16 protein-coding genes and 1 tRNA gene are annotated in these 15,102 nt (G+C 74.1%); 9 read left to right on the top strand and 8 right to left on the bottom strand.

Annotation, left to right across the window (positions count from 1 at the left end; genetic code table 11):
• Nucleotides 1-91 precede the first annotated feature (91 nt).
• Nucleotides 92-895 carry a cyclase family protein gene (locus ACLQ20_RS30745; protein ID WP_425858309.1) on the top strand — a complete coding sequence of 268 codons (804 nt, stop codon included), beginning with the start codon at nt 92-94 and terminating at the stop codon, nt 893-895.
• Between the two features lie 59 nt (nt 896-954).
• A complete protein-coding gene (locus ACLQ20_RS30740; protein WP_425858308.1) occupies nt 955-1,473 on the top strand; it encodes a hypothetical protein in 519 nt (172 codons plus the stop codon).
• 38 nt (nt 1,474-1,511) lie between these two features.
• On the opposite strand, the gene ACLQ20_RS30735 is transcribed toward ACLQ20_RS30740, so the two are convergent.
• A tRNA-Ser gene (locus ACLQ20_RS30735) sits at nt 1,512-1,598 on the bottom strand.
• Between the two features lie 84 nt (nt 1,599-1,682).
• Between ACLQ20_RS30735 and ACLQ20_RS30730 the strand changes: the two genes are divergently transcribed.
• Together ACLQ20_RS30730 and ACLQ20_RS30725 are read left to right on the top strand one after the other, a co-directional pair.
• On the top strand, nt 1,683-2,234 hold the full coding sequence (locus ACLQ20_RS30730; RefSeq protein WP_151453773.1) for an AAA family ATPase: 552 nt from the start codon (nt 1,683-1,685) through the stop codon (nt 2,232-2,234).
• A gap of 9 nt (nt 2,235-2,243) precedes the next feature.
• Nucleotides 2,244-3,221, top strand: coding sequence for an NAD(P)H-quinone oxidoreductase (locus ACLQ20_RS30725; RefSeq protein WP_425858307.1), 978 nt, complete (start codon nt 2,244-2,246; stop codon nt 3,219-3,221).
• Nucleotides 3,222-3,262: 41 nt separating this feature from the next.
• Here ACLQ20_RS30725 and soxR read toward each other — a convergent pair whose 3' ends face one another.
• The gene (soxR, locus tag ACLQ20_RS30720; protein ID WP_421456116.1) at nt 3,263-3,727 is read right to left on the bottom strand and encodes a redox-sensitive transcriptional activator SoxR; all 465 of its coding nucleotides are present in this window, start codon (nt 3,725-3,727) and stop codon (nt 3,263-3,265) included.
• Between the two features lie 46 nt (nt 3,728-3,773).
• On the opposite strand from soxR, the gene ACLQ20_RS30715 reads away from it, so the two are divergent.
• Both ACLQ20_RS30715 and ACLQ20_RS30710 read left to right on the top strand, forming a co-directional pair.
• Nucleotides 3,774-4,538, top strand: a complete 765-nt coding sequence (locus ACLQ20_RS30715) for a transketolase (RefSeq protein ID WP_425858306.1) — start codon at nt 3,774-3,776, stop codon at nt 4,536-4,538.
• Between the two features lie 2 nt (nt 4,539-4,540).
• A complete protein-coding gene (locus tag ACLQ20_RS30710; RefSeq protein ID WP_425858305.1) occupies nt 4,541-5,443 on the top strand; it encodes a transketolase family protein in 903 nt (300 codons plus the stop codon).
• Nucleotides 5,444-5,528: 85 nt separating this feature from the next.
• On the opposite strand, the gene ACLQ20_RS30705 is transcribed toward ACLQ20_RS30710, so the two are convergent.
• Complete coding sequence (locus tag ACLQ20_RS30705) at nt 5,529-6,236, bottom strand: glycosyltransferase family 2 protein (RefSeq protein ID WP_327031122.1); 708 nt, start codon at nt 6,234-6,236, stop codon at nt 5,529-5,531.
• 121 nt (nt 6,237-6,357) lie between these two features.
• Here ACLQ20_RS30705 and ACLQ20_RS30700 point away from each other — a divergent pair, with 121 nt between their 5' ends.
• Both ACLQ20_RS30700 and ACLQ20_RS30695 read left to right on the top strand, forming a co-directional pair.
• A complete protein-coding gene (locus tag ACLQ20_RS30700; RefSeq protein ID WP_425858304.1) occupies nt 6,358-8,523 on the top strand; it encodes a hypothetical protein in 2,166 nt (721 codons plus the stop codon).
• 156 nt (nt 8,524-8,679) lie between these two features.
• Nucleotides 8,680-10,278 carry a ricin-type beta-trefoil lectin domain protein gene (locus tag ACLQ20_RS30695; RefSeq protein WP_425858303.1) on the top strand — a complete coding sequence of 533 codons (1,599 nt, stop codon included), beginning with the start codon at nt 8,680-8,682 and terminating at the stop codon, nt 10,276-10,278.
• A gap of 95 nt (nt 10,279-10,373) precedes the next feature.
• On the opposite strand, the gene ACLQ20_RS30690 is transcribed toward ACLQ20_RS30695, so the two are convergent.
• The 4 genes from ACLQ20_RS30690 to ACLQ20_RS30675 all read right to left on the bottom strand — a co-directional run bounded on the left by ACLQ20_RS30690 (nt 10,374) and on the right by ACLQ20_RS30675 (nt 13,704).
• The gene (locus ACLQ20_RS30690; protein WP_151456805.1) at nt 10,374-10,964 is read right to left on the bottom strand and encodes a hypothetical protein; all 591 of its coding nucleotides are present in this window, start codon (nt 10,962-10,964) and stop codon (nt 10,374-10,376) included.
• Between the two features lie 55 nt (nt 10,965-11,019).
• On the bottom strand, nt 11,020-12,438 hold the full coding sequence (locus ACLQ20_RS30685; protein WP_425858301.1) for a sensor histidine kinase: 1,419 nt from the start codon (nt 12,436-12,438) through the stop codon (nt 11,020-11,022).
• Nucleotides 12,431-13,123 carry a response regulator gene (locus ACLQ20_RS30680; RefSeq protein WP_425858300.1) on the bottom strand — a complete coding sequence of 231 codons (693 nt, stop codon included), beginning with the start codon at nt 13,121-13,123 and terminating at the stop codon, nt 12,431-12,433. The genes ACLQ20_RS30685 and ACLQ20_RS30680 overlap by 8 nt, the downstream gene beginning before the upstream one ends.
• A 68-nt stretch (nt 13,124-13,191) precedes the next feature.
• Complete coding sequence (locus ACLQ20_RS30675) at nt 13,192-13,704, bottom strand: hypothetical protein (RefSeq protein WP_151456808.1); 513 nt, start codon at nt 13,702-13,704, stop codon at nt 13,192-13,194.
• Between the two features lie 50 nt (nt 13,705-13,754).
• Here ACLQ20_RS30675 and ACLQ20_RS30670 point away from each other — a divergent pair, with 50 nt between their 5' ends.
• Nucleotides 13,755-14,000, top strand: coding sequence for a PP2C family protein-serine/threonine phosphatase (locus tag ACLQ20_RS30670; protein ID WP_225852439.1), 246 nt, complete (start codon nt 13,755-13,757; stop codon nt 13,998-14,000).
• Nucleotides 14,001-14,078: 78 nt separating this feature from the next.
• Here the strand turns inward: ACLQ20_RS30670 and ACLQ20_RS30665 are convergent, their stop codons facing one another.
• Nucleotides 14,079-14,681, bottom strand: coding sequence for a hypothetical protein (locus ACLQ20_RS30665; protein WP_151456810.1), 603 nt, complete (start codon nt 14,679-14,681; stop codon nt 14,079-14,081).
• Nucleotides 14,682-15,102: the final 421 nt, after the last annotated feature.

Here is a 15,102-nt window from a genome sequence, read left to right as displayed (position 1 = left end):
CGGAGCCATTACGGAGAATCATCACCCCAGACCCGCACCCGGAATCGGCCCGGCACGCATCCGTCATCCCCGCAGAGACAGGATCACCGCCATGACCGCACTCCTGGACGCCGTCGCCGCGGGCGTCACCATCCACGACCTCGCCCAGCCGTTCGAGGAGGGGATGCCCTGCGCGCCGAACCACCCGGGGTTCCGCCTGGCCCTGCTCCGCCGGCACGGCGACGTGGTGCGTGCCGACGGCGGTTCGTCGGCCGGCGAGCTGATCGTCACCGGCGCGCACGTCGGGACGCACGTCGACGCGCTGTCGCACATCTCGCAGGACGGGTTGCTGCACGGTGGCCACGACGCCGCCGAGGCGCAGTCGGGTGGCCGGTTCGGCGTACACGGCGCCGAGACCATTCCGCCGCTCGTCCGGCGGGGGGTGCTGTTGGACGTCGCCGCGGCCCACGAAGCCGACGTCCTTCCCGGCGGGTACGGCGTGACCGCCGACGACCTCGAACGGTGCCTGCGGCGTACGGGTGTGCAGCTGGCCGAGGGCGACGTGGCGCTGGTGCGTACCGGCTGGGCCCGGCACTGGTCGGATCCGGCGGCCTACCTGGGTCTCGACACGGGGGTGCCCGGCGTCGACCCCTCCGGCGCGGGCTGGCTCGCGGAGCACGGGGTCGCCCTGACGGGCGCGGACACCACCGCCTACGAGCAGATCCCTGCCGGCGCCGGGTTCCGGGTGCTACCGGTCCACCGCCTGCTGCTGGTGGAGGCGGGCATCTACATCGTCGAGCACCTGCGGCTGGACTCGCTGGCGGAGGCCGGCGTGAGCGAGTTCCTGTTCGTCCTCGCCCCGCTGCCGATCGTCGGAGGCACGGGCTCGCCCGTACGCCCGCTGGCCGTCGTGTGACACGCGCCCGGCTGGCTCGCGCCCCTGCCCGTCGTCGCTCGGGCACGTAGTCTCGCCCGGTGCTCAAGATGCCGCTCACCGCCCGGCAGTGGCGCCGCCGGGCGACGGTCGCCGCCGCCGTCGCCTTCGCGATCGCCTGCATCGGCGCGCCGGTCAGGCAGGCGGTGACGAGGGCGATCGAGGCAGGCCGGGGCGAGAAGACGCCCGCTGCGGCGGCCGAGGCGTACCTCCTGGCGGTCTTCCAGCCGGACGAGAACCCCGACATCAACCGGTGCCTGTGCGGCGAAAATCAGGACGAGCTGTTTCGGCAGGCTCGCGACCTGCGCAAACAGGTCGAGTCGCAGGTCACGTTCGACGTGCGGGTCGAGACGACCAACTGGCAGACCGACCCGGACGGCACGGTCTCGGCGATGGTGGACCTCCGGTTCACGGAGGTCGACTCCACGGGAAACGTCACCTTCACCGGCGCCACCCACCGGTGGCGCTTCCACACCACGGAGGAGAAGGGCCTCGGCGGCGGCTGGAAGGTCTGCCGCGTCGACGCGCCGCCGCTGTGCGGCACCTACCTCCGCTGCTGACGACACCTGGTTGCCCAGGCTCTCTGCTGCTCAGGAAGCGGAGGGTGTGGGATTCGAACCCACGAAGACATCGCTGCCTTACCGGTTTTCAAGACCAGCGCCATCGGCCACTAGGCGAACCCTCCCGGGCCGCGCGCCCAAGGGGTGCGCGACGTGCCTAGTCTGCCACGGACCCGCTGCGGGCGAGCGGGCACCGCACCCGCGCTGGCATGATCGACGGCGTGTGGGAGAACCCGTCGGTGGTGCTGATCAGCGGAATCATGGCCGCCGGAAAGTCCACTGTGGCCGAGGCGCTGGCCCGGCGGCTGCCCCGCGCGGTGCACCTGCGCGGCGACGTCTTCCGGCGGATGGTGGTCAGCGGCCGGGAGGAGATGACCGCCGAGCCGTCGCCGGAGGCGTGGCGGCAGTTGCGGCTGCGCTACGACCTCGCCGCGTCGGCGGCGGACCGGTACGCCGCCGCCGGCTTCACCGTGCTGCTCCAGGACGTGGTCCTCGGCGCGGAGCTGCCGGCGATGGTCGACCGGATCCGGCACCGGCCGTTGGCGGTGGTGGTGCTCGCGCCGAGCCCCGAGGCCGTCGCCGCCCGCGAGGAGGCGCGGGAGAAGAAGGGGTACGGGGACTGGCCGGTCGCCGACCTGGACGCGGACTTCCGGGCGCAGACGCCCCGGATCGGGCTCTGGCTGGACACCTCGGCGCTGACCCCGGCGCGGACGGTGGACGAGATCCTGGCCCGGGCGTGGACCGACGGGCGGATGGGGTAGACACGGAACATGCGCGCGATGACTGTCCCGGAGCCCGGCGGACCCGACGCACTGGTCTGGAGCGAGGTGCCCGATCCCGAGCCCGGCCCGGGCGAGGTGGTCGTCGACGTGCGGGCCAGCGCGGTCAACCGGGCCGACCTGCTGCAACGGCAGGGGCACTACCCGCCGCCGCCGGGCGCGCCCGCGTACCCCGGGCTGGAGTGCTCCGGGGTGATCAGCGCGATCGGGCCCGACGTGGCCGGCTGGGAGGTGGGCCGGGAGGTCTGCGCGCTGCTGGCCGGCGGCGGCTACGCGGAGCGGGTCGCGGTGCCGGCCGGGCAGCTCCTGCCGGTGCCGGCCGGCGTCGATCTGGTCGACGCGGCGGCGCTGCCCGAGGTCGCCTGCACGGTCTGGTCGAACGTGGTGCAGGTGGCCCGGCTCGCCAAGGGCGAGACGCTGCTGCTGCACGGCGGCGGCAGCGGGATCGGCACCTTCGCGATCCAGCTCGCGGTGGCGCTGGGCGCCACTGTGGCGGTCACCGCCCGGGCCGCCAAGCACGAGCGGCTGCGTGAGTTGGGGGCGGCGCACACGATCGACTACCGGGAGCAGGACTTCGTCGAGGAGGTCCGGCGGGTCACCGGCGGCCGGGGCGCCGACGTCATCCTCGACATCATGGGCGCCGCCTACCTGCCCCGCAACGTGGCGGCGCTGGCCACGGGCGGCCGGCTGGTGGTCATCGGCATGCAGGGTGGCCGCAAGGGCGAGCTGGATCTCGGGGCGCTGCTGGCCAAGCGGGGCACGATCGCGGCCACCGCGCTGCGGTCCCGGCCGCTGGAGGAGAAGGCGGAGATCGTACGCGGCGTCCGCGAGCAGGTGTGGCCGCTGGTCGAGTCGGGGGCGGTCCGGCCGGTCGTGGACCGACGGGTGCCGATCACCGAGGCGGCGCGGGCGCACCGGCTGGTCGAGTCGAACGACCACGTCGGCAAGGTGCTGCTCACGACCGGCTGACGCGCGGTCCGCCCCGGCGGGGACGGGCCTGGCCCGGCGCGTCAGGGCGTCGGCGTCGGATCCGCGACCTCGCGGGGGAGCACCAGGCGGGCGCCGGGGCCCTCGCCGGCGAGCGAGTCGCCAGGGTTGTTGAGCGTGCAGCGTTGCAGGGACAGGCAGCCGCAGCCGATGCAGCCGTCGAGGTCGTCGCGGAGCTTCGTCATCAGCCGGATCTTCTCGTTCAGCCGCTCCCGCCAGGTCGCGGAGAGCCGCGCCCAGTCCTCCGCACTCGGCGTGCGGGACGCGGGCAGGGAGTCCAGCGCCTCCCGGATCTCCTCCAGCGAGATGCCGACCTGCTGGGAGATCCGGACGAAAGCCACCCGGCGCAGCTCGGTGCGGGCGTAGCGGCGCTGGTTGCCGCCCGTCCGCTCCGCCCGGATCAGCCCGAGCCGCTCGTAGTAGCGCAGCGCCGAGGGCGCGACGCCGCTGCGGACGGAGAGCTGGCCGATGGTCAGAGACTCGTGCATCACGTCGCCTTGAGTTGAAGTGGACTTCAACTTGCAGGCTAGCGGCATGACCACGACCACCGCCAGCGCGGGTCCTGCCCCGACCGCCGCGCCACTCCGTGACCCCACCGCCGCGCCCCGCCACCCGGGCGCCCCGCCGCTGCCGGGACCCGTCGCGCCGCTGTACGAGCGGGTGCGCGCGGGCCGGGAGTTCAGCGCGAACGTCCGCTCCACGGTCGACGTGCTCTGGGTGCTCTACGACCGGGTCCTCCGGGTCACCCCGGAGACCGTAGACGACCCCGGGCGCGACCGCTTCCTGCTCTCCAAGGGCCACGCCGTGGCCGGCTACTACGCCGTACTCGCCGCGAAGGGGTTCGTTCCCGCCGACTGGCTCGACGACCAGGGCGGGCCCGCCAGCCGGCTCGGCGACCACCCCGACCGGGTGCTGGTGCCCGGGGTGGAGATCGGCTCCGGCTCGCTGGGCCACGGGCTCGGGCTCGGCGTGGGCACCGCGCTCGGGCTGCGCGCCCAGGGCCTGCTGACGCCCCGGGTGCACGTACTGCTCGGCGACGCGGAGTTGGACGAGGGCTCCAACCACGAGGCGATCGCGTACGCGGGGGCGACCGGGCTGGGCAGCCTGACCGCGATCGTGGTCGACAACAGCTCCGCCACGCACGGCTGGGCGGGCGGCGCCGCGGCCCGGTTCACCGTCAACGGCTGGACCGCCACCACGGTCGACGGGCACGACCACGACGCCCTGCACACGGCCCTGACCGGGCACGACAACCACCGGCCGCACGTCGTCGTCGCGGTCGTCGACCAGGGGGAGTGACCGTGCGGGACCGTTTCATCGAGACCACCACCGCGCTGCTGGCGGAGGATCCGCGTACGGCCCTGGTGCTGGCCGACATCTCCGCCGACGCGTTCGAGCCGGCCGCGTACCGGCACCCGGACCGGGTGCTGAACGTCGGCATCCGGGAACAACTGCTGGTGGGTGTGGCCGGCGGGCTCGCCCTGACCGGGCTCCGGCCGATCGCGCACAGCTACGCCCCGTTCCTCGTCGAGCGGGCGTACGAGCAGCTCAAGCTCGACCTGGACCACCAGGGCGTGGGCGCGGTGCTGGTCAGCATCGGCGCGTCGTACGACCGGGCGGCCGCCGGCCGGACCCACCTGTCGCCGGCCGACGTCTCGCTGATCGACACCCTGCACGGCTGGACCGTGCACGTTCCCGGTCACCCCGACGAGGTGCCGGCGCTGCTGCGGGACGCGGTGGCCGCCGACGGCTCGGCGTACCTGCGGCTGTCGACGCTGCACAACGCCCGGCCGTACGGCGGCGGCGGCGCGCTGCGGGTCGTCCGGGACGCGGGGCCGGGCGCACCGCTGCTGGTCGCGGTGGGGCCGGTGCTGGACGCGGCGGTGGCTGCGGTGGCCGACCTGGGCGTGACGGTGGCCTACACCCACCGGCCGCGGCCGTTCGACACGGCGGGGCTGCGGGCGCTGGCCGGCGACGCGGTGATCCTGGTGGAGCCCTACCTGGTCGGTACGTCAGCCCGGGTGGTGTCGGCGGCCCTAGCCGACCGGCCGCGCCGGCTGCTGGCGCTCGGCGTGGGACGGGAGGAGCTGCGCCGCTACGGCTCGGCCGAGGACCACACCCGCTGGCACGGGCTGGACGCCACCGGGCTGCGCCGTTCGGTCGCCAACTTCCTGGACGCGGCGCCGGTGCCGGCCGGCCGCTGAGTCACGCCGGCCGCTGAGTCACGCCGGCCGACGGTGGCGTGGAGGCCGGCGGTGGCGGGGGGGTGACGCGGGAGGGCGGGAGGGGTCAGCGGGTCGGGGCGCCGAGGGGGCGGCGGCGGGTGCGCTCGCGGCCCAGGATCCAGATCGCCTCGACGCCGTCCTTCCAGGTGATCTTCTTGCCCTCTTCGCGGCCCCGCGCGCGGTAGCTGATCGGGACCTCGTAGGGGCGGATGCGCTGGCGCAGCAGCTTGCCGGTGACCTCGGCCTCCATGCCGAAGCCACGCGAGCGGATGTCGAGCGAGCGGTAGAGCGCCACCGGCATCAGCTTGAAGCAGGTCTCCAGGTCGCCGATGTAGGAGTTGAACAGGACGTTCGCCGCCATCGTGACGCCCTTGTTGCCCATCACATACCAGAAGCTGTAGGCGCTGTGGCTGCCGAAGGTGCGGTTGCCGTAGACCACCGTGGCCCGCCCGTCGAGCACCGGGTCGAGCAGCTTCGGGATGTCCAGCGGGTCGTATTCCAGGTCGGCGTCGAGAATGACCATGTAGTCGCCCTCGGCGTTGTCGACCGCCGTCTTGATGGCGGCACCCTTGCCGGCGTTACGCTGGTGGGTGATGACCCGCAGGCGCGCGTCGTCGGCCCGACCGAGGACCTCACCGGTGCCGTCCCGGCTGCCGTCGTCGACCACGACCAGCTCGATCTCACACGGGTAGTCGACCGCCAATGCCTGCTTGAGGGCATCCGCGATGCGTTCTTCCTCGTTGTAGACCGGCATGAGGATCGAGAGCTTCACGGGAATCTCCACGGTGGCGACGATATGTCGGCCCTAGCCTAACCTGGCGGTTGACGACGCGGTGTTCAGCACTGCGGGCATTGGGCGCGGCGACCTCAGGTTCATGGTGTTTACTGCCGCCATGTCGGCAGTCGGCTACCCGCTCGCCCTGGCGCCGGTCGCCGCGATCGGACTGCTCGCCGTCGCGCTCCGTCCGGTCGCGGCCGGGACCGTGGCGGGGCGGCGCCTCGCGCTGGTCCGGGCGGCTCTGGTGACCGGGGCGTTCGCGGTGCTCACGGTGGAACTGCTGGGCGTGCTGCGGCTGCTCACCCTGCCGGCGTTCGCCGTGGCCTGGCTGACGTTCCTCGCCGGCGCGCTCGCCGCCGTCGGCTGGCGACGCCGCCGGGACGAAGCGCGCGGCACGGCCGTGGTCGCCGCCGCACACCGCGCCGTCGAGGCCGTCGCCGCGCCCGAGCCCGCGCTGGTCGGCGCGACGGCCGGCCCGGCCGTCGGCGCTCCGCCCCCTCCTCCTCCGCCGCCGGCCGCCACGCGCCGCGTCGCACCCCGCCACGCCGGCTGGTGGACCCGGCTGGCTGACGCCTGGCGTACGGCGGGTCGGGGTGAACGGCTGCTCGCCGGCACGGTCGGCGGGCTGCTGCTGGTCGAGTTGCTGATCGCCCTGCTGGCCGAGCCGAACAACTTCGACTCGCAGACCTACCACCTGCCGAAGGTGGAGCACTGGGTGGCGCAGGGCGGCCTGGACTTCTGGCCCACCGCCATCCACCGGCAGGTGACCATCCCGCCCGGCGCCGAGTACCTGCTGCTGCACCTGCGCCTGTTCACCGGCGGGGACGCGCTGCACCACCTGGTGCAGTGGGCGGCCGGTGTCGGCGTACTGCTGGCGGCCACCCGGATCACCGCGCAGCTCGGCGGGGGGCGGCGGGCCCAACTGCTGACCGCGTTCGTGCTCGCCACCACTCCGATGGTGGCGCTCCAGGCGACCAGCACCCAGACGGACCTGGTCTGCGCCGCCTGGGTGGCCTGCGCGGCGACGGTGGCGCTGGACGGGCTGCGCCGGCGCGCCGGGGCCGGGGCGATGCTGGCGCTGGGGGCGGCCACCGGGCTGACCGCGCTGACCAAGACCAGCGGCCTGGTCGCGGTCGGGCCGCTGCTGCTGCTCTGGGGGCTGGCCCAGCTCCGGCTGGCCCGGACCGGTGGCGTCCGGTCGCGGCGGCAGGTGCGTCGGACGGTCGCCGGGTCGGCGCTGATCCTGCTGGTGGCGGTGGCGGTGGTCGGGCCGTTCCTGGCCCGGGTGACCGCCGAGTTCGGGCATCCGCTCGGGCCGCCCCGGCTGCGCGAGTCCATTCCGATGGAACGGCACGACCCACCGTCGCTGCTGGTCAACGCGCTGCGGATCGCGCACACCGCGTTCGACACGCCGCTCGCGCCGCTGCGTCGAGCGGGTGCCGAGGCGATCGTCGGCGCTGCCGGGATCATCGGGGTGGATCCGCAGGACCGGGCCACCACCTTCGGGCGGGAACGGTTCCCGGTGCCGTCGTGGTACCCGGACGAGGACCGGGTGGCCTTCCCGCTGGCCGGGGCGCTGGCGGCGATCGGGGCGGCGTACGCGCTGGCCCGGCCCGGTCGGGTCGCCCCGGCGCAGGCGGGTCCGCTGCGCGCGTACGCCGTGGTCGTGGCGGCGGCCGTGCTGCTGCACACCGCCATGATCAAGTGGCAGCCGTGGGGCAACCGCCTGCTGCTCTACGCGCTGGCGCTGGCCGTACCGCTGGCGGGGCTCTGGCTGGACGCGCTGTTCCGGCGCCGAGCCGGCGGCGGGGGTGGACGGCGGCCGGTGGCGGCCGGGCTCGCGGTGAGCGTGCTGGCCGGCTGCGCGCTGGCCGGGGTGCTGGCGGTGTCGTACGGCTTCCCGCGCCGGCTGGTCGGGGCGGGCTCGGTCTTCACCACCTCCGACTGGGACACCCGGTTCCTGCGGCGTCCCCAGTGGGCGGAGGAGTTCCGCTGGGCCGCCGGGGCGGTACGCGCGGCGGACGCCCGCCGGATCGGCCTGGTGCAGCAGAACGACAACTGGGAGTACCCCTGGTGGCTGCTGCTGCGCGGCGCGGACGGCCGCCCGCCGGAGCTGGTGGCACTCCAGTCGGCGCTGCCCGGGCGCCCGCCGGCCGACCCGGCCTCGGTGGACGCCATCGTCTGCACGGGCAGCCGGCCGGCGTGCACGGCGCTGGTGCCGGCGGGCTGGCGCGTGCAGTTCCGGGGCTACGTGGGCTACGCCCTCCCGCCGGGGAGCTGACCCGTCGGGAAGCCGACCACCGCGCGATTCGACCGGATCGCCCGGTTCTGCACTCTGCGCGCAACGATTACGAGATGCATTCACATACTTCGAAGCCGACGCTACCTTCTGGTAACTCGATCGACGTCCCGCGATCGAGCCGAAAGGAGTGCGTCGATGCTTGGTTCCTCTGCCAGGCGCGAACGCGCGACCCGACGACGGGCCCTCACCGTCGTCGCCGCCGCCGCTCTCGTCCTGCCGATGCTCGCCGGAGCGGCCTCCCCCGCCACCGCGGCCGACCGTCCGGCCGTCCAGCCGCTTCCCGCCAACCTGGAGACGATCCGCGCCGCCGAGGCCACCGCGCTCTACGGCACGCCCGCCGTCCGCCCCATCGAGCAGCGCCGCACCGCGCTGATCACCATGGGCGACAGCGAGATCTCGGGCGAGGGGGTAGGCAACTACGTGCCCGGCACCCACGAGCCCGGCAACTGGTGCGACCGCTCGTACGACCAGGCGGTGTTCCGCACCGGCCTCACCGCCGACGAGAAGTACAACATCGCCTGCTCCGGCGCGACCCCGTGGAACCTGATCCGGGGCGGGCCCACCCAGCACAACGAGCTGAACCAGGGCGACCATCTGGCCGTCAAGGCGCGCAACACGCACATCAAGCTGATCTGGGTGGTGGTCGGCGCCAACGGCGACGGCACGATCCAGTTCGGCCCGGTCGCCACCGACTGCGCCGTCCGCCGGGTCCTCCTCCAGGGTGCCTGCCACCCCACCTACACCGACCAGTGGAGCGTCCGCACCGACGGCAGCCGGCGGGCGGTCGAGGACGCGCTCACCGACATCCGGCAGACCATGACCGGCGCCGGCTACCTGCGCTCGGACTACGAGCTGGTGCTGATGTCGTACCCGAGCCCGGGCAGCCCGGACGTCGAGGACAACCCGAACTTCCCCGGCTGGTACGCGGGCGGCTGCCTGCTCTACCTGGCCGACGCCGCGTTCGCGCGGAACAAGGCGGTGCCGATGTTCGAGTCGGCGCTGCGGGCGGCGGCGACCAACACGGGCACCCGCTACCTGGACGCCAGCCGGCTCTTCCACGGCCACGAGGTGTGCACCGACAGCACCTCCGTACGCGGCCTGTTCATCGAGATCGGCGTCTGGGACGAGAACGCGGCCCGGCAGTCGTTCCACCCGAACAAGCGGGGACACGGCATGTTCGCCCAGTGCGTCACCCAGTTCGTCAACTCCGGGCGGCAGCGGGCGACCTGCGTGGACCCGGCCAGCACCGGCAACGGCGTGCTCTACGACGGGCTCTTCGAGTTCAAGCAGCTGCGCAACGCAGCCACGGGCACCTGCGTCGACGGCAAGGGCTACGACTCGCGCAACGGCACCCCCCAGCAGTCGTACGGCTGTCACGGCGGGCGCAACCAGGGCTTCTGGTACGACCCGACCCGCCAGTCGCTGCACTCGGAGCTCTCCCACGACCGCTGCCTGGACGTCTCGGGCGGATCACTGAGCGCCGGCACGGCGGTCAACATCCACGACTGCCACGGCGGCGCCAACCAGAAGTTCGTGCTGGCCGGCAACCAGATCCGGACGGCCGGCAACGCCAACCTCTGCCTGGCGTTCGACAACCCGCTGCTGGGCACCCCCCGGCTGCGCCTGGCCGCTTGCTCCACCAGCAGCCGCCAGCAGTGGTCCTTCGAGTCCCGCAACTTCGCCAACCCGGTCGGCTACGGGCACGACGACTTCATCGGCTCCCGCGTCTACTGAGTCGCCCGCGTGAGCGGTGCCGCCCTCCCCGGGTGGCACCGCCCGCGCTGACCGGCGTGGCGTGGCCCGCCGTCACCGACGGGCCACATGCACACCTACTTCTGCCGGGCCGGCACGACGACCAGGCGGGCGACCCCGCCGTCACCCTCCTTGGCACCGGCCACGCCGACCGTCGTGCCGACCTTCACGTCGGCGGACCGGATCGTCGTGCGACGCTCCACGACGCGCAGCTTGTCGCCGAAGGTCCAGGTCATGGTGAAGCCGTCGGCGGACTTCACGGTCATCGAGTCGCCGTCGACGGCGGTCACCTCGCCCCGCTGCACGGCGACGGTCCGCGTACCGCCGTCCTTCGTCCGCACCACGGCCTCGCCGTGCAGGGCGTCCCGCCGCAGCAGCACCCGGGCCTGCCGGCGCTCGCGGCGCTCCTGGGCGCGTTCCCGCCGCTTCTCCCCGGCCGCGCCCGGCGACGCCTCCGGCGAGGCGGGTGCGGCCAGCGGCTCGACGTCCAGGTCGCCGGCGTCGAAGCCCAGCGCGGCCAGCGCCTGCCCCTCCGCGCCCAGCGCCGCGGCGACCTCGACGGCGGTCTCCCGGGCCGGCTGACCGGCCGGTCCGGCGGCACCGCATCCGCCGACGCCGAGCGCGACCGCCGCGAGCAGCGTGGTGGTGGCGATTCCCCAACGTGCCATGGGTCTCCCTCTCGTCCGTGGAATCCCAGCCTCCCGCCCACCGGCGAGCGGAGGGTCAGAGCGATGTTCGGATCCGGTAAGGATCCGGGGGCAGCCGGACGGTGAACGCGGCGCCGCCCTCCGGCGCGTGCCCGGCCGCGACGTCCCCGCCGAGCCGGCGGACCAGGCCGGCGGCGAGCGCCAGCCCCAACCCGCTGCCGACCTTGCGCACCCCCCGGTAGCGCTGGTGCAGGGCGCCGCGCTCGAAGGCGACCGCCAGGTCGTCGTCGGTGAGGCCCGGTCCGCCGTCGCGGACCTCGACGACGCCGCCCGCCAGCGGGTCCGCGCCGGCCGCCCGGACCGCGAGCACGATCGGCGCCCCCGGCGGTACGACCCGCAGCGCGTTCTCCAGCAGCCCGTCCACCACCTGCCGGATCCGGCCCGGATCGGTGTGGACCGGCACCGGCGCGTCCGGGACCTCCGCGCGGAACGGCACCCCCACCTTCGCGCACCGGTCGGCCCAGGTCCGGCCCGCGTCGGCGGCCAGCCGGGCGAGGTCCACCGCCACCGGTTCGAGCGGGAAGTCGGCGGCCTCCAGGCGGGCCAACGCCAGCAGGTCGCTGACCAGCCGGTCCAGGCGCTGCGCCTCCGCGAGCACGGTACGACCCGCGTCGGGCGCGTCCGCCGGCCCGATCACCCCGTCGGCCAGTGCCTCGGCGTAACCCCGGATCGCGGTCAACGGGGTGCGCAGCTCGTGCGAGACGGAGAGCAGGAACTCCCGCTGCCGGCCCTCGCTCGTGGCCAGCGCGGCGGCCAGCCCGTTCAGCGCGTACGCCAGGTCGGCCACCTCGTCGGGCGGCTCCACCGGCACGCGTACCGCCCGGTCCCCGGCGCGCAGCCGGGCGGCGGCGTCGGCGGCGCGCCGGATCGGTCGGGCCAGCCGACGGGCGAGGAGCAGCCCGGCGGCCACCCCGGCGGCGAGCCCGGCCAGCAGCGGCAGCCAGAGGCTGGGCACCACCTGCCGCCACGGCGCGGTGGGCCGGGAGCGGATCAGCACCACCCCGTTGCCGCCGGGCAGGGCGCGTCCCTCGATCAGCGTGCGCCGGCCGTCGAGCGGGCGGCGGGTCGACACGTTGCGCCCCTCGGCGACGCGCCGCACCACCCTCGGCGGCAGGCCGGGGCGCTCGGCCACCCCGCCCCGCACGAGGTACGCGTCGACGCCCTGGGAGTTCAGCTGCCGGACGATCCGCTCCTCGTCGGCGGTGCGCCCGGTCTCCAGCCTGGGACGCAGCACCGCGGCCGCGAGCCGGGCCTGGGCGGCCAGCGCCTCCTGGTCGCGTCGTTCCACGCCGCGTACCGCCAGGGGCACCGCGACGATCGCGGTGACCAGCACCGAGACCAGGGCGACCGCGCAGGTGACCAGCACCGCGCGGGAGGTCAGCGTCCGGCCGGGACGGTGCCGCGGCGCCGGCGGCGCGACGGTCGGCTCAGCCATCGGCGGAGTACCCGACGCCCCGGTGGGTGCGGATCACGCCGGCCGCGCCCAGCTTCGCCCGGACCTGTGCGACGTGCACGTCGACGGTCCGGGTGCCGGCATGCGCCGCGTAGCCCCAGACCCCGGCGAGCAGCTCCTCCCTGGTGAAGACCCGGCCCGGCCGGGCCATCAGGTGCGCCAGCAGGTCGAACTCGGTGGAGGTGAGCTGGACCGGGGTGCCCGCGGCGGTCACCGTGCGGCGGGTCGGGTCGAGGGCCACCGCGCCGACGACCCGGGGCAGGCCCGTGCCCTCGGGCGTCCCGGCGGTGCGTCGCAGCACCGCCCGCACCCGGGCGACCAGTTCACGGGGGCTGAACGGCTTGGTGACGTAGTCGTCCGCCCCCAGCTCCAGCCCGACGACGCGGTCCACCTCGTCGTCGCGGGCGGTGAGGAAGATGACCGGCGTCCAGTCGCCGGCCTCGCGTAGGCGGCGGCAGACCTCGGTGCCGGTGAGGGCGGGCAGCGCGATGTCGAGGACGCAGGCCACCGGGCGCAGGCGGCGGGCGGCGGTTAGCCCCGCCGCCCCGTCCCGTTCCAGGTGTACGCCGAAGCCGTCCCGGGTCAGGTAGAGCCGGACCAGGTCGGCGATGGCCGGCTCGTCCTCCACCACGAGGACGAGCCCGCGAGGCGCGGCGTCGACGGTCACCGGCCCATGATTGCCGACCCGGTACCGCCGCGCGGGTCAGCGGATGTTCGGATTCGGTAAGAAGACGGTCAGCGCACCACGGCGGGCCGGAAGGCGACGGGCCGCGCGACCGGCGGCACCTCGCCGATGGTGGCGACGAGCCGCTCCCGGGGCGTCCGCAGCCGGGTCCGGAAGGCGTGGTTGAGCAGCGCGTCGAGCTGCCACACCTGCTTCGGGTGGCGGGTGCGGATGAGGAACCGCTCGCGGATCCCGTCGATCGCGGTGGCGGCCATCTCGACCGACTGCAGGCGCGGGTCGGGGCTCCAGGTGACGTTGCTGAGCTCCCGCAGTTCCGTGTTGAGGTGCAGGCGCAGCCGGTGCAGCACGCGGGTCTGCTGGGTGACGACCAGCCGTCGGTGGGTCAGCAGGAGCAGATACTCGCCGGCCATCGGGCGGTCCGGCCGGGCGCACCGGGTGACGAGGATGGTGGCGTCGCCGGAACCGACGCAGCGTCGGAAGACCGGCATGTGCCGGGTGACGGTCTGCACCGCCAGCCCGGCCTCGGAGGCGGCCGGGAGGAACGTTCGGGAGAAGACGTCCATGCCCTGCCCAACGAGGCGCGACCTGGGGTGACGTGGGTCACGCGGGATTTTTGGAACTTCCACGTGACGAGCCGGAGGCGGACCTGCTCGCGGTGTCGCTGCGCCCCGGCGACGTCTGGCTGCTCTGCACCGACGGCGTCAGCGACCAGGTCGACTATCACCTGATGCGGGAACTCCTGGCGGCACCGCGACCGGAGGAGGCGGTGCGGGACCTGCTCCACGGCACCCTGGAAGCCGGCGGCGACGACAACGCCACCGCCGTGATCGTCAGGGTCCACGCCACGGCTCCCCGCTGAAGGGGTCCACCCGCCGCAGACGCCGCTGGCCGGCACCCCGAGGTGGGGTGCCGGCCAGCGGCGATTCGGCTACTGCTGTCAGCTGTTCCAGTGCTCGGCCACCAGGTCAGCGGCCTGCTGCTCCCACTGGGCGTAGTGGTCCGGGTACGCCGACACCTGCACCGTCTGCGCGGCCTTCGTCAGCGGCATGTCCTGCCACCCGTCGACCTGCTTCAGACCCTTCAGGAACGCCATGGTCGAGTACTCCGGATCGGTGATCTGCTCGATCGTGCCCCAACCCGAGGACGGACGCTGCTGGAACAGGCCCTGCGAGTCGTGGTCGTTGCGGTCACCCAGATGACCCAGGTTCTCCAGCTTCGACTCCTGCAACGCGGTGGCGATGGAGACCACGGCGGCCCGCTCGTCCATGCCGGCCTTCTTCGTCGCCGCGATGATCGCCTTCACGTTCGCGACCTGCTCGTCCGACAGGTCAACGTGCGACTGGGCGCCCTGCACGCCGTGCGGGATCAGCTTGGCCTTGTCGACCGACGGCTTGTCGGCCTGCACGGCCACCGCCACCGCCGTGGCGTCCACGGACGGGGCACTGGTGTGGGCGGTGTCGGTCATCGGGCCGGCGAACACGCCACCAGCGAACGCGAGACCAGCAACACCAAGAACGCTCTTACGAATGATCGTGTTCATCAGAAACGCTCCATTCGGGGGTTGGCACCCACACCGAGGGGGATCGGCTTCACGCGGATGCAAGCACCGTCGGCGCTCATACGAACTCACGGGGATCTCCAGCGAAACCTGGAGAGGATCTCCGACGATCAAGCCGGAGGAAAGATCAGATCGGCCCTGCCGGCCGGATGTCCGACCCGTGCGGGGCGAAAGGGGGCCGGGCTGTTGCGCGGGGCGGGGGGACGCCCTCACGTCGGCCGGACCATGTGTAACCACCGCCGGCCCGCCATCATTCCGGGGGTCCCGGGCCCGCCAACCCATCGGGGCGGCGTGACCTCGGCGGTGGTCTTGCTCCGTCGTACGCAGGGTGTAACGACCCCGCCCCCGCCACGATTCCGCCCCCACGATGCCCCCGGTCACACCCACGAACCGCACACCCGGC

It is taken from the genome of Micromonospora sp. DT46 (genome assembly GCF_049841735.1).
GTDB lineage: Bacteria > Actinomycetota > Actinomycetes > Mycobacteriales > Micromonosporaceae > Micromonospora > Micromonospora reichwaldensis.
The sequence above is the reverse complement of the archived record's forward strand: the minus strand, read 5'-3'. Positions and strand labels throughout refer to the sequence as shown.